This window comes from Roseimarinus sediminis, assembly GCF_050433125.1.
In the GTDB taxonomy this organism is placed as follows: Bacteria; Bacteroidota; Bacteroidia; order Bacteroidales; family Prolixibacteraceae; genus Roseimarinus; species Roseimarinus sediminis.
The window spans coordinates 80,007-93,793 of sequence record NZ_JBNPXV010000012.1 but is presented as its reverse complement, the minus strand read 5'-3'; the positions used below and the strand labels follow the sequence as shown (position 1 = coordinate 93,793).

The window sequence follows — 13,787 nt, the reverse complement described above, 5'->3', positions numbered from 1 at the left end:
CATCACCTTTGAACGGAATGGAAATCTTTGCAATGGCGTTCTTATGAACTTATGCACTCAGGTACTAAGGAACTCAAAAAAAGACACAATAGAAAAGGGTTGAAAGCAATGGGAAGCAATTGGAAGCGATGGAAAGCAATTGTCATCACCTTTGAACGGAATGGAAATCTTTGCAATGGCGTTCTTATGAACTTATGCACTCAGGTACTAAGGAACTCAAAAAAAGACACAATAGAAAAATACAAACATAACTACATCGGGAGCGGCGAGCTCCGACTCGCCGAACAAAATCCGAATATTACCAGTGATTAATTGAAAAAGAGGAAGCTGTCATGCCTGCCTGCTTGCCTATAAACCTAACAAATGCGCGAGTCGGAGCTCGCGCCTCCCAACACTGCACATATCAGCAGCAATGACTCAATGACCAATGACTTACTGACTTTTTTTGTCTTGTTACCTGATACCATTTTAATGTATCTTTGAATGACGAAAACAACACAAAACCGAATCAAATCCTGCTTATGAAAACGATGCCTTTACTGCTGCTTCTGGTCTTCCTGCTTCAGGCCTGCACAAGCGAAAAAAATGAAAACAAAGTTCTGTTTGATGCCCACTGGAAATTTGCACTGAATGAACAAAGTGGTGCCGAAAAGCCAGACTACAATGACAGCAGCTGGCGGGTGCTCGATCTTCCACACGATTACAGCATTGAACAGGGATTCAGCCAGGCGCATTCTTCGGATGCATCGGGGGGCTATGCCTGGGGTGGCATTGGCTGGTACCGGAAAAGTTTTGTACTTCCCGAAGCAACAGAAGGGAAGCGCGTAGCCATCCGCTTCGACGGCGTTTACCGCAACAGCGATGTCTACCTCAACGGGCAACACCTGGGGCACCGGCCTTACGGCTATTCCACCTTAAGCTACGAGCTCACGCCCTGGCTCAATGCCCCGGGTGAGGAAAATGTACTGGCCGTAAAGGTCAATACCGAAGCGCAACCCAATTCGCGCTGGTATACCGGAGCCGGCATTTACCGGCATGTGTGGCTGCACATCAGCGATCACAGCCATCTGGTCGAAAATGGTGTGCTGGTGCAAACTTCTGCATTGAGCAAAGAGAACGCCCGACTCAGCATCGAAACAGAGGTGTCGGTTCAGGAAAATGAAACGCGCAGCTTAGGGCTCAAAAACACCCTGAGTGATGCCGATGGCAAAATTGTGGCAGAAAGCTTCACGCCCCTTGAAGCCGGAAGTGAGATTGTCAGGCAACCCCTGGTGTTTGATCAGCCCCAATGGTGGTCGACCAACGATCCCTATCTTTACCACTTGCAAAGTGAGCTGCTGGCTGAAGGTGAAGTGCTTGACACTTACAGTACCTCGTACGGCCTGCGTACCATTGAATTCTGCCCCGACAGTGGTTTCTTCCTCAACGGAGAACGCCTCTTGCTAAAGGGCCTTAACAATCACCACGACGGCGGACCGCTGGGAGCTGCCTGCCACGACGATACCCATGAACGCCAGCTCCGACTGCTAAAGGAAATGGGAGCCAATGCACTGCGCATGAGTCACAACCCGCCTGCTCCCGAACTGCTCGATTGGGCCGACCGACTTGGTTTTGTGGTCATCAACGAAATTTTTGACGAATGGAAACAGAATAAGCGGGAACATGGTTATGCTGCTCATTTTGATGAATGGTATCAACGCGATGTGGCCGACTGGATGCGTCGTGACCGCAATCACCCATCAATCATTGCCTGGAGCCTGGGCAATGAAGTGCCCGAACAATTCATGGGTGAAAAAGGGGCTCAGGTACTTGAGCTCCTGCTTGCCGAAGCCCGCAAACATGACCGGTCGCGCCCCTTTACTGCCGGATGTAACGGCATTCCTTCGATCAACGAAAGCCGTTTTGGCGAACTGATCGATCTGGTGGGCTACAATTACCACGAAGCCCTGTATGACGATGACCATCAAAATTTTCCGGGCCGGATCATTTATGGTTCCGAAACCGTGAATTACCCTTACCAACCCGGCGACTGCTTTCAAATGCATACGTATGAAGAATGGTTTAACGGACAGACAGCACCCTGGGTTGCCGGTGAATTCCTCTGGACCGGTTTCGACTACCTGGGAGAGGCCGGCATTGGCGAAGGTGGTACCGGTTGTGCCCCGTGGGAAGAATGGACCGGCTGGCCAAGACGCAGTGCCACCTGCGGAATCTTTGACTTGTGTGGATTTGAAAAACCCGGCTATTATTTCAGAAAAGCTTTATGGAACGATGAACCCATGATATTCATGGCCGTGCAAACCGATTCATCGGCACTCGATCGTACCCGGGTTCCCTTTTGGGGCTGGCCCGAAGTACAGCCTCACTGGAACCACCAACGCGAAGGCGACACCCTTGCAGTGCATGTATATACCAATGTAAGCGAAGTGGAACTTTTTATAAACGGGAAATCACACGGGAAACAAAAATGGGAACTGAAGAAGGAAGCGTTCCCAATCTGGAAAGTCCCCTATGAAAAGGGAAGCATCGAAGCAGTGGCTACACTGCCCGACGGAAGCCGGGTAAAACATCAATTGCACACGGCTGCTGCCCCGGCAAGAATCGTACTGTCGGCCGATGTGCCAACAAGCGAACACGAACAAAACATTTACTACATAAAAGCCGAACTGGAAGACGATTCGGGCAAGCGGGTGCTATTTGACGAACGTACCCTTGAATTTAAGGTGGAAGGAGGCGGTGAACTCCTGGCCGTTGGAAACGGCGATCATCAAAGCAGTACACCCTTTACCGGAAATAAAATGGAAACTTATCTGGGACGCTGTCTGGCCATCGTAAAGGCACAATCAGGCAAAGAGTCTGTCACCATTACAGCCAGTTCGCCCGGCTTACCCGATGCAGTGTTTGAGACAGGCAGGGACTAAAAAACAGACCTCATTTTGATAGACTCAATTTAAAACCATGCATTAGAATCATGATTCGCTATTCAACCCCGGCGAATCTGCTTTTTTCTAATAAATCACTCCATATTGGGGAGCAACAATTTTTTCATCCTCCATTTTTGTAATGGTAAAGGGAGCGTGACGTTCAATCAAATAGGTCCGCTTAAATATCCCCTGATGCAAATACTGCTCATACCAGGTAATGGTGTAATGCTCGTTTGTTTGCTTAATTACAGCATCAAAATTCGTTTCCAGTAAATCTCTTAACAGCTTGTATTCATCGATATCAACAAAATAATCCTCATTGCTCATGTAAAGATTGAAAAGCCGTTTCATTTCATCCTTTGAAAAGATCACATTCCCCTGATTGATATTTGAATGCCAGAAGAGCGCGAAATTTTCACCAAATAAATGAAAATACAGGTACTGCACGAAGCCTGCTTTGCTATCATCGGGAAGCAAAGCGTTGCAAAGCTTATTTATTGAATCTTCGGCAAAAGCAAAGCGGATTTCTTCCCTGTAATGCTTCTTCACCGCTTCGTTCACCATCGATGTGTCTCTCTTGAAAAAACGCTTACAAAAGTCATTCAGTCCTTGCTCAATATGTTCATCAAAATTGACGGAGTCATGTATTACATAGCATGCCGGAAATCCATAGGTTTCATAGGAACAAAACACATACTCCGCTTTTCGTTCGGGTGCCAGTGTTAGTTGATCAAACATTCCCAAATAGGTCGAAAGCTCAAAGGTGGTGCTGTCAATAATGAAGCGCCGGGCTTGCTTCTGACCTGTTTTTTTCAGTTTTACCTGGTCCTGGTAACTTGTTACGCTTTCAATAAAACCCTGGAAAGACTGACCATTGGCATAGGGCGTCAAGCTCAGCAGCAACAGCAACAGCCCTATTGTACCCAATTCGTTTTTCATTCTTGTTCTCCTTCAATCATGCTGACATCAATGCATTACAAACCCGCTTCGGGTGGAACTTCCTGAGGAACAGCACTGCCCTTTCGCTTAATCATCTTATCGAACAAATCGGGTTTGATGCTGAGCATAATCACCAGCAACGAACAAATCACAATGCTAAACAAAACGATGGAATACCCCAGGTCGAGAATAATTTCACCATGAGGCAGGCCTCTTTGCAAGGGAAGTGAAGCCAGTACTGCGGGCACCAGTCCTTTGGGAGTCATTACCGACATCATGGTTTTTTCAGCCCTGTTGATGCCACGCCCTGTCAGAAAAGCAATGCCTGGAATTCTGAAAAGGATAATCAGGAGCACCAGCAACAGTCCGGTGGCATAAACAATCGGATTTCCAAACTGTATTGAAATGCCAACATAAACAAAGAAGTAGGTTTGCATAATGAATACGATTTCTGAAAAGAAATCCCTTTCATTCGGATTGAAGCCCGAACTACGGAAAGCAAATACCTTCCTGTATTTTTCTGAATTGCCAAAGCCCTCGGCATTGCCCAACAAAATACCAAAAGCCAATACGGCAATCCCCCCGTTTAGTCCCATCAATTCAACAATTCCGTATAAAATAAACACAAAGGCGAGGGTGGTAAACATCGAATTCTTAATGCTTCGCAGGCGGCCGATAACCGCCGACCAGAGGAAACCGCTCAACAAGCCCAGGGCAATGGCAAAAACAAAGGCCTTCCACATTTTGGAAAGCACCATGCCAACCGATACCACACCCTGCGTAATACCATCGAGCAGGGCCAGGCCTACCACCAGACAAAGTACATCGCTGAGCGCCGATTCAAGGATCAAAACCGACGAACTCTTCTCCCCCATTTTCAACTGTTTTACCATGGGAATCACCACTGCCGAAGAAGTTCCCCCCACGATGGCTCCGATAAAAATCGAACTCAGCACATCGATCGAGAGCAGCCAGCGCGACAAAAAGGAAGTGAGCACCACGGTGATGAAGAAATTCAGCACGGTGATCAGGGTTGCTGAACCAATGGCTTTTTTGATCTCACGAAAATTGAGACCCGAACCACTTTCAAACAATATAACAATCAGCGTGATGGTTGTAAAAACACTGCCCAGCTTACCAAAGAAGTCGGCTGTGACAATTCCACTCACGGGACCAATGATGATACCGATTAACAGCAGCAACAGGACGTTGGGTATTTTCGTTTTATCAAACAACTCATTAAATACATGCGAAAGAAAAATGAGTATACCCAATGCAATAATCGTGATGTACAGATTCATAGTTAAATTTGAATTAGCGTAATCAAAAATAATGATTAATTGATGCGATTCGAAAACTGTTGATAAAAAAACAATGTGCGGTCCTGCTTATTCACGGCTCATCAGAATTGTACCTGCAGTAAAAGTGAAACGGCATATTGTATGTCGTCGTCATCCAACTGGTAAGTATCAAAATTGAACTGAAAACTGGTCAGCGAAGTAAGGGCATGATTCATTCCCAGGGTAAAAAGTACCCCCTTAACATTTGCTTCACGCTCCTTCCATGTTTGCCAGCGTGCCAGAAACATGGTTTTTTCGAGGGCCTGAAATCCTGCTGTGAAGTAGAAGCCACTGATCAGTTCTGCCCTGTCGGGAAAGGTCACGGTTTCGAGTAAGCCGGCCATGTATTCGCCGGCAAAAAGCCATCGTTCGGATGCATAGCGAAAGTCGCCGCCATAAATGCTTCTGTTTCCCCTTAACATGGGGCCGGTACTTCCGGTGCGCACACCCGGAGAATTGCCATACGATCCCTGTATGCCCAGTTTTAGCTGACCAGATGCCACATCGGGCAAGCTGTATTGTAAACGTCCTATTCCATAAAACTGATTGTTGTTGTTGCCCCGTAGTTTTGTGCCATTGAAAAATCCGGCATAGTACCATAAATTTTTTAAGTTTCCTTCGGCCGCAACACCCACTTCGCGTGCCTGCACCAACAGGCCGTTGATTCGTGTACGATCGATGAAGTCGGTCGATCCCGGATCGGGAATAAAGTCCTGTGTTTGTTTTGGTTTCATGGCACCGACGGTCACACTGAATGCATCACTGTAACGATAGCCAATGTAGGCATCGAGCAGGTTGGGTTCACTCACCAGGTTGAAAAACAAACGGTAATAGAACTGCCCGTCAATCGTGCCCCTGATGCTGATACGGGCATTGGCGGCTTCAAAGGTTCTTCCTCCCTGAAAATAATTATCCTTAAGCGAATAACGAAAACCCGACTGAAGCAAGGCATTTACTGTAAAAGCTTCGTGCTGAACTTTCTCCCTGATCTGGAGTGCCAGGGGCTCTTCCTGTGCCTTTACTGTCAGAAAAAAAAGACTTAAAATGATTAGTAAAGCTATTCGTTTCATTCTACACAATTTTAAGGTTAGAAATTGAAATGTGTGCGCAAGCCCAGCACCAAAAAACGGTCGGCTGAGCCATTGGCATTCCATACACGCTGTACGTGAGGCGAAAGATGAATCCACTGATTGAATTGTGCACGGAAGTACAGTTCTGCAATTTGCTCGGTTGAATGCTCCTGTTTGCCGGTGTGCTGCTCACCATAAGCCATCCCAATGGCAAAAGGTTTACCAAGAATATCCCTTACAAAACTCGCTCCTGCACTCCACGAATATTTGATACCCCAAAAGGCAGTCATGGGGTCGTTGTTTAAGCCGTAACGGGCAAATAAGTTGTAGGCGCCAAAAATCACCTTATCAAAACTCACCCCGCCTCCATAAGCTTCTTCTTCCAAAGGATAGTCGTAGGCATACACCCTGAAATTGGCTTCGAACTCCGAGCCCGGCATGAAGGTCCATCCCAGGCTGCCGATTTTGTAGATTTTATAGAAGTTATCAACACCCGGGGTTTCGATGCCCGATAAGCCAAACTGAAAATGATAACGGTTCAGCAAAGTGGTGCGCATGCGTAAGCCTGCCGAATTGGAGGGAACTGCGAAAGAAGCATTGTTAACAAAAGCAGAACTGAGAAACTGCGTGGTTTCGTCGTTGGCCGCCGCATTGATATCAAAATAGTTGGTTTGATCAATTTTTCCCGCCGTCACAACAATCACTCCCTTAAAGATGGAAAATTCGCTCCAGGCCTCCAGTATCGTCAGTCGGTCAACGCCATCGGGAGCCCGTGTTGAGCCAGCATCGTCGTTCAGCCCCGAGAAGGTGGGATGTGCTGCATCGGGACCCTCCCCTCCAATGGCTTCCATGTCGATGAATAAAATGGCTCCCTTTCCAAACGAGGTATGGGCAAAAATGTCGAACGAACCGCTAAGGTGCTCATCCCAGTTTTCCTGGTTGACACATAAGCCCTGAAAAACGGAAGTAGCTCCTCCGTTAAAATTCAGTCTTCCGGGCTGTTGGCTGATCACATTGAGCAAAGCATCGACCCGCTTGCGCTTAGAACGCGTTTCCATGCTGGCCGAAGCCACATCGCCTTCCTTGAACACCGACAGCAGGTCATCCACCTCCACCCTGCTGTAATTCACTTCATTTTTCAGAGTATCCAATTCCTCCCTCAACTTTGACAGCTCAAGCTGCATAGAATCCAGCTTGTTTTGCAACAAGTGTTCATAACTGCCAGGCTGCTGTTGTGAACGGGCTGTTGTGACCAGTAGTAACAACAAAACGATGAAAAACCCGGAACGGAATAGCGACATATTTTTTTTACTTCAATATCACAAATTTATTTACCATAAGCAAGATGCAATGTTTACTACTTGCTTTAATTGTGATGCAATTAAGCAGTCTGCCTGTTCGACCTTATTTGCACTGCTTTTTTCAACACCATCCTATCCGCTGTCTTTCAATCGCTTTATCAGTTTTAATCAGATTTTGCTTTCCACCCTTGTTGATAAAACATTTTACACTTAACAAAAAAAATCTTTACATTTCAGCACTTTCCACCATACAGTGAAAAGCTATTTTTTATACAGCGCAGGGGAGAAACATGCAAAAAATTCTTTTATTCATGCTGGCATTGATCAGTATCAGTTGCCAGGAGGTACGTCTTGTTCAGCCTGAAGATATTACCGAAAGCGAACAAACAGGAAGCGTAGTACCGGTATCGGAGGGCGAAAAAGTAGTTCATACGTATTATCAGCTGGCGTATTCCGAAGAACACGAAGGTGCCCTTTGGGTCTATTATCATCTTACACCTGAGTTTACCAACGGAACAGCCGAACGCAAAGACAATTTCAAGGAAGACCCCCTGGTTTCGACCGGCTCGGCAACCCTCGAAGACTACAAAGGATCGGGCTACGACCGCGGGCATTTGTGTCCGGCCGCTTCCATGACCATCAACCAGACGGCCATGGACGAATCGTTCTATCTGTCGAACATGTCGCCCCAGCACCCTTCGCTGAACAGGGGAAGATGGAAATCGCTCGAAACAGCGGTACGCGACTGGGTAAATGAAAAGGGCGAACTGCATGTGGTATCGGGTGCCATCTACAACACCCTGATTGAAGTCATCGGCCCTGAAAAAGTGAGTGTTCCTGCTCGCTATTACAAAGTGATATGGGATGGCGAAAGCCAAATGCTGGGTTTCATGCTACCCAACGAAAAATGCCCCAATGAACTTGGTTTCTATGCCGTACCGGTCGATTCGATTGAACAGCTTACCGGCATCGATTTCTTCAGCATTGTTCCCGATCAGCTTGAAAATAAAATTGAAGCAGAAAACAATTACAGTACATGGATGAACAGTTTAACGCTTAATTGAAAGCATTCGGGGGGAAAAAACAAAAAAAGCCCTGCATCGCAAGTGATGCAGGGCTTTTTTGTACTTTATTATCTTCTATTTTATCTGATTGCTAAGCGGTTGAAGAATAAAACTGAATTCACGATCCTGATACGGAATGCGGTATTCAGGGCGTGGAAGTGCTCCCCAACTGTTCTCACATCCGAGTCCCATTTGCACCTGATCGATGCAAAGCGTAACGAACTCAGAAACTTCCACTTCGGGAAAATGACGCTGGTCTTTTTGCCAGCCATCGTCCAGTGCATCGATGGTGTAGTTCAGTGCCGAGGCAGAGAACAACTGGTCAGAAACAATTTCAAGACCACTTCCTCCGGCGGTGAGCTGTTGCCACCAACGTACATCCGACTTGGTACCTGTTTCCTGTGGCCGGATGTAGGGATAGTGCTGATCGGCTACATTTTGTCGGTAAAGACCTACAAATTCTGAATATTTGCGATCGGCGTAGCTCTCTCCCGGGCCACGACCATAGTAGGAAATAACACTGTATTCACCCGGCATTTCCATTTTCATTCCAAAGCGGAATAGCTCCGACACTTTGGCTTCGGCATCGGCGATCAGCTTTTGGCTTACTTTAATGGCACCTTCATTATTAATCAGGTAGGTCATTTCAAGTTTTGCCGAAACGGCTTCCATTTCATAAGTGGCCTTTACTTCGATCATCTGGTCTTTTTCGGCCGTCGTCAGAGAATTCAGTTTCATGCGTGGATTGTTCCAGGCACGATAGTGCTGTTGCAGGCGGGCTCCAAAGTCGTTATCGGTGGGAGCGCGCCAGAAATTGGGCTTCAGCTCACTGCCTTCGCTCATCAGCGCTTTTCCATTAACCGAATAACGGTTCAGCCAGCCGCTGTGTTTATTGAATTCGATTTTGAAATCTCCCCCCTCAATAATGAGAAAATTCCAGTCGTTCTCTTTTACGCCAGGAACAAGTGGCTCCTCGTTGCTATACTTCGCATTTTGAAGTACCAGGCCGGGAGCATTCCATTCTTTCACCTGCAATTGATCGCGCGAAAGGGCAAAAGCGGCCGGCACCAGTCCTTCGGCTTTTTTCAGACGGTAGCTCACATTGACAAAAAGCTCACCAGCCTTACAATTTTCAGGCAGTTGGAAACCTAAATCAACCGTCTCTTTCTGCTGTGCACCGACCTTTAAATCGGAAACAATGCCGGTACGCATTACCTTGCCATCGGCTACCAGTTCCCACTCGAGGTAGAAATTAGAAAGATCGCGGAAGAAGTACTCATTGTACACCTCAACCAGGCCCTTTGTCAAATCGACCGGGCTGGTCCATACCGATTGGTAAAAATAGGCTACTTCATAAAAATGAGGATTCGGTACCCGGTCGGGACTGATCAGACCATTGTTCAGGAAATTGTTGTCGGAAGCATCGTATGGATTGAAATCGCCGCCATAAGCATAAATTTCAAGCCCTTCGCTATTTTTCCAGCGTATGCTCTGATCGACATAATCCCAGATAAAGCCCCCCTGATACAGCGGATATTTTCTGATCAAATCCCAGTATTCCTTAAAGCCGCCCATCGAATTACCCATGGCATGCGCATATTCACACTGTATGAGTGGTTTGTCTTTATTACTGCTTGCATAGTCCTCACTACTGCCATAGCGGTAATACATGGGACAGAAAATGTCGGTATATTCGTTCTGACGCGACTGTTCATACTGCACCGGGCGCGAGCTGTCGTCGGCTTTGATCCATCGGTAGGCTTCTTCAAAATTAGGCCCGAAACCGGCTTCATTCCCCAGTGACCAGATGATGACCGAAGGATGATTGTATTGGCACTGGACATTGCGCTGATTGCGCTCCATGTGTGCAAGGTCGTAGGCCGGATTTTTGGCCAGGGTATTTTCGCCATAGCCCATACCATGCGATTCTACGTTGGCTTCGGCCACTACGTAAATTCCGTACTGGTCGCACAGGTCGTACCACAAACTGGAATTGGGATAATGACTGGTACGCACGGCATTTACATTGAATTGTTTCATCAGCTGAATATCCTTCATCATTCGTTCGCGCGACACCACATAACCTCCGTCGGGATCGAGCTCATGACGGTTGACGCCCTTAATCAGAATGGGCTGACCATTGACATGTAGCTGGCTGTTTTTCATTTCCACCTTACGGAAACCGACATTCAGGGGAACGACTTCCAGTGTATTATTTCCATTTTTAAGGCTGGCCAGTAAGCGGTACAGGTAAGGATTTTCGGCGCTCCATTTTTCCGGCTGTTCTACCTCCAGCGAAGTTGTTAAGGCGCCTTTACCTGTGAGTGTTTTCTCGGCCACCACCGTTCCTGCTGCATCCATCAGTTTCAGTTCAACACTGCCCTTTCCTTCGAGTGCTATTTCAACATCGAGGGTTCCGTTCTGATAGTTATCAACCAGGTCGGGTGTTAGCCTGATATCACGGATATGGTTCTTTTCTGTGGCATATATATAAACATCGCGGCCAACTCCTGAGAAGCGCCAAAAATCCTGATCCTCAAGATAAGTACCATCGCACCAGCGAAATACCTGAAAAGCAATCAGGTTTTTACCTGTTTGAAGGTATTTAGTGAGATCGAATTCAGCTTCCAGCTTACTGTCTTCACTGTAGCCAACAAATTTTCCGTTGACGTACAGTGCAATATTTGAGGTCACCGAACCGAAATGGACCACCATCTTTTTGTCCTTCCAATTGGCCGGAATATCAATGGTACGGCGATAAGTCCCCACATGATTGTTTTCTTCGGGTACCAGTGGCGGGTTGTGACGATACTGATTTCTCCAGGCGTAACCGGCATTCACATAGATGGGGTCGCCATAACCATTCAGTTCCCACATGCCGGGTACCGGCATGCTTCCCCAGTCTTTGTCGTCGTAAGTGGTCGTGTAAAAATCGTTGGGGCGTTGCCAGGCATGTTCCACCCAGTTGAAACGCCAGGTTCCGCTCAGCGAAAGGTAGTTCTCCGATGCTGCTCTTTCAAGGTGCATGGCGGCATCTTCCGATTCGAAAGCAAAGAAATCGGTGTTCATCGGCAGCCGGTTCAGCTGGTTTACCTTTGGATCCTTCCAATAGTCAACATCAGCTGCCATGGATACAAAGCCTGACAGCATTAATGCCAATACGAAAATAATTGAGTGTTTCATAATCTGATATCAATAGTTAGTGAATAATCAACTTGAAAATGCGGCCATAATGTTACAAAAATACAAAGAAAGCTACTTGTCATAATTCGATAATCGATAATAGAAATCCGTCAGGCGCTCAGAATTACCCATCACTGTCAAACAAAAACAAGGGCGATAAGCACTGGTGTTCAACCAAAGCCATCGCCCTTTATAAAAAACAATCTAATCTAAAAATTCCTTTTTAAAATATTTTCATCAAGCCATTATTTCACGGCATACATCCCAATGGTAGTTCCGGTAAAGCCATAGGAGTTGGCAGTCGACAAATGATAGGCATCGATATTTTCTGCCAGCATTTCCCATTTTTTTCCATTCTCCGAATAAGAAAAAGCAAAGTCCTTTCCATTGGAACTGATCTTCAGTTTCAGTGGAACAATGTTTTTATTCAATGCTTTTGCAGCCAGGATTTCATTGCCTTTCTTGCCCGTTTTTTCAAGGAAAAGCTCAAAACTTTCACCTTTTTTTCGCAAGCCCATGAAATAATGATGGCTTTCATCCTTGTAGATGAGCAGACCTGCCTTCTCATTTTCAGTTTCAGGACGAAAAACCATGGTGCTAGTAACCGTAAACTGATGATGTTGCAAGCGTCGGCAAACAAAAGCAGGTGTTTCTTTTTCACTGGCCTTTGCAGTGCCACACTTTAGTGCAAGATAGCCGGGATAATCGTCGAGAGAATACAAACCAAAGGCTGAAGTTCTCATCGTCATCCATTCGAGTCCCTGCTCGTTAGAATCGAAATGATCTGTCTTTTCAAAGTTACCAAAGCTTACTTCCTCTGCGCGCTTCACACCGGGTTTGCTGCCAATCATCGGGATCACTTCCTCACCGGTGGTAAGATAGGGAAAGCCATCGGCACTCCAGCGCACGGGCATCAGGAAGGTTTCGCGCCCCAGGTTTTCAAATTTTCCTTCAATTGGACGACAGGCTAAAAACACAGCCCACCAATCGCCCTGAGGTGTTTGAATCAAATCGGCATGACCGGCACAAGTGATCGGATTCGGGCGCGATGGATCGAGATGACGCTGGGTAAGAATAGGATTGTTTTCCCATGGAATAAAGGGCCCCATGGGTGAATCGCCACGCAGGATCACTTCCGAATGATCGGGACCGGTACCACCTTCGGCCGACATCAGAAAATAACTTCCTTCAATTTTGTAAAGGTGAGGCCCTTCAATCCAGATTGGTTTTTCCTCGGGACGAACTCCCTTATTGACCAGGATCTTGTTTTCACCCACGGTTCGGTCGTTCTCCACATCAAACTCACGAATGCGGATGGTCCGGTGTCCATCGTATTCTGCTTCTCCCGGCGGCTCATCGTTGTTTACAATGTAGGCTTTCCCGTCGTCATCAAAGAAGAAGGAAGGATCGATGCCTCCCACATCGGGCAGACGAATCGGGTCGGACCACGAAGAAAAGGGATCTTTGGTTTTCACAAAGAAGTTGCCGGCCCCCACATTGGTCGTAATCATGTAATACGTTTGATTGTGGGGATTGTACTCGATGGCAGGGGCAAAAATACCACCGCTGGTATGCTGGCCAATCATGTTCACCAACTGCGATTCACGGTCGAGCACATGTCCAATTTGTTTCCAGTTCACCAGATCTTTGCTGTGAAAAATGGGAACACCCGGAAAATTCACAAAGGTGGAAGTGACCATGAAATAATCTTCGCCATTGGTACAAATACTGGGATCGGAATACCAGCCCGGAAGAATGGGATTGTAGTACTGATCATCGCTTGTCAGGGGATGATTCTCATAAAAGTCGTCGTGCCCCTTGTAACTGAACTCATCGAAGAAAGCCGTTGACGGAGCATCAGGCAAATCCTGTTTTGTACCTGAACTACAAGAAAAAAGAACCACCGGAAGAATAACTGCAAGCGTACTCCACTTATTGTTCAGGATCGGATACTTCATTTTTGCTA

The 13,787-nt window shown here is 46.7% G+C and carries 8 protein-coding genes; 2 read left to right on the top strand and 6 right to left on the bottom strand.

Going from position 1 to position 13,787, the window contains the following annotated elements; translation table 11 throughout:
- Positions 1 to 521 precede the first annotated feature (521 nt).
- Positions 522 to 2,921, top strand: a complete 2,400-nt coding sequence (locus FHS86_RS14830) for a glycoside hydrolase family 2 TIM barrel-domain containing protein (RefSeq protein WP_429415314.1) — start codon at positions 522 to 524, stop codon at positions 2,919 to 2,921.
- An 87-nt stretch (positions 2,922 to 3,008) separates the two neighbouring features.
- On the opposite strand, the gene FHS86_RS14825 is transcribed toward FHS86_RS14830, so the two are convergent.
- The 4 genes from FHS86_RS14825 to FHS86_RS14810 all read right to left on the bottom strand — a co-directional run bounded on the left by FHS86_RS14825 (position 3,009) and on the right by FHS86_RS14810 (position 7,574).
- Positions 3,009 to 3,863 carry a hypothetical protein gene (locus FHS86_RS14825; protein WP_429415311.1) on the bottom strand — a complete coding sequence of 285 codons (855 nt, stop codon included), beginning with the start codon at positions 3,861 to 3,863 and terminating at the stop codon, positions 3,009 to 3,011.
- A 35-nt stretch (positions 3,864 to 3,898) separates the two neighbouring features.
- On the bottom strand, positions 3,899 to 5,164 hold the full coding sequence (locus tag FHS86_RS14820; protein WP_429415308.1) for a cation:proton antiporter: 1,266 nt from the start codon (positions 5,162 to 5,164) through the stop codon (positions 3,899 to 3,901).
- A gap of 101 nt (positions 5,165 to 5,265) precedes the next feature.
- Positions 5,266 to 6,273, bottom strand: coding sequence for a porin (locus FHS86_RS14815; protein ID WP_429415305.1), 1,008 nt, complete (start codon positions 6,271 to 6,273; stop codon positions 5,266 to 5,268).
- A 17-nt stretch (positions 6,274 to 6,290) separates the two neighbouring features.
- The gene (locus tag FHS86_RS14810; RefSeq protein ID WP_429415303.1) at positions 6,291 to 7,574 is read right to left on the bottom strand and encodes a carbohydrate porin; all 1,284 of its coding nucleotides are present in this window, start codon (positions 7,572 to 7,574) and stop codon (positions 6,291 to 6,293) included.
- Between the two features lie 311 nt (positions 7,575 to 7,885).
- Here FHS86_RS14810 and FHS86_RS14805 point away from each other — a divergent pair, with 311 nt between their 5' ends.
- Entirely contained in the window at positions 7,886 to 8,638 is a 753-nt protein-coding gene (locus FHS86_RS14805) for a DNA/RNA non-specific endonuclease (RefSeq protein ID WP_429415300.1), read from the top strand.
- A 75-nt stretch (positions 8,639 to 8,713) separates the two neighbouring features.
- Here FHS86_RS14805 and lacZ read toward each other — a convergent pair whose 3' ends face one another.
- Both lacZ and FHS86_RS14795 read right to left on the bottom strand, forming a co-directional pair.
- Positions 8,714 to 11,821, bottom strand: coding sequence for a beta-galactosidase, LacZ type (lacZ, locus tag FHS86_RS14800; protein WP_429415297.1), 3,108 nt, complete (start codon positions 11,819 to 11,821; stop codon positions 8,714 to 8,716).
- Positions 11,822 to 12,066: 245 nt separating this feature from the next.
- Positions 12,067 to 13,779 carry a glycoside hydrolase family 43 protein gene (locus FHS86_RS14795; protein WP_429415294.1) on the bottom strand — a complete coding sequence of 571 codons (1,713 nt, stop codon included), beginning with the start codon at positions 13,777 to 13,779 and terminating at the stop codon, positions 12,067 to 12,069.
- Between the last annotated feature and the right edge of the window lie 8 nt (positions 13,780 to 13,787).

Excerpts from the sequence above, each read along its gene's own strand:
- FHS86_RS14830 (WP_429415314.1), top strand. The coding sequence starts at position 522 with ATGAAAACGATGCCTTTACTGCTGCTTCTGGTCTTCCTGCTTCAGGCC.
- FHS86_RS14815 (WP_429415305.1), bottom strand. The coding sequence starts at position 6,273 with ATGAAACGAATAGCTTTACTAATCATTTTAAGTCTTTTTTTTCTGACA.
- FHS86_RS14810 (WP_429415303.1), bottom strand. The coding sequence starts at position 7,574 with ATGTCGCTATTCCGTTCCGGGTTTTTCATCGTTTTGTTGTTACTACTG.
- lacZ (WP_429415297.1), bottom strand. The coding sequence starts at position 11,821 with ATGAAACACTCAATTATTTTCGTATTGGCATTAATGCTGTCAGGCTTT.
- FHS86_RS14825 (WP_429415311.1), bottom strand. The coding sequence starts at position 3,863 with ATGAAAAACGAATTGGGTACAATAGGGCTGTTGCTGTTGCTGCTGAGC.
- FHS86_RS14820 (WP_429415308.1), bottom strand. The coding sequence starts at position 5,164 with ATGAATCTGTACATCACGATTATTGCATTGGGTATACTCATTTTTCTT.
- FHS86_RS14795 (WP_429415294.1), bottom strand. The coding sequence starts at position 13,779 with ATGAAGTATCCGATCCTGAACAATAAGTGGAGTACGCTTGCAGTTATT.
- FHS86_RS14805 (WP_429415300.1), top strand. The coding sequence starts at position 7,886 with ATGCTGGCATTGATCAGTATCAGTTGCCAGGAGGTACGTCTTGTTCAG.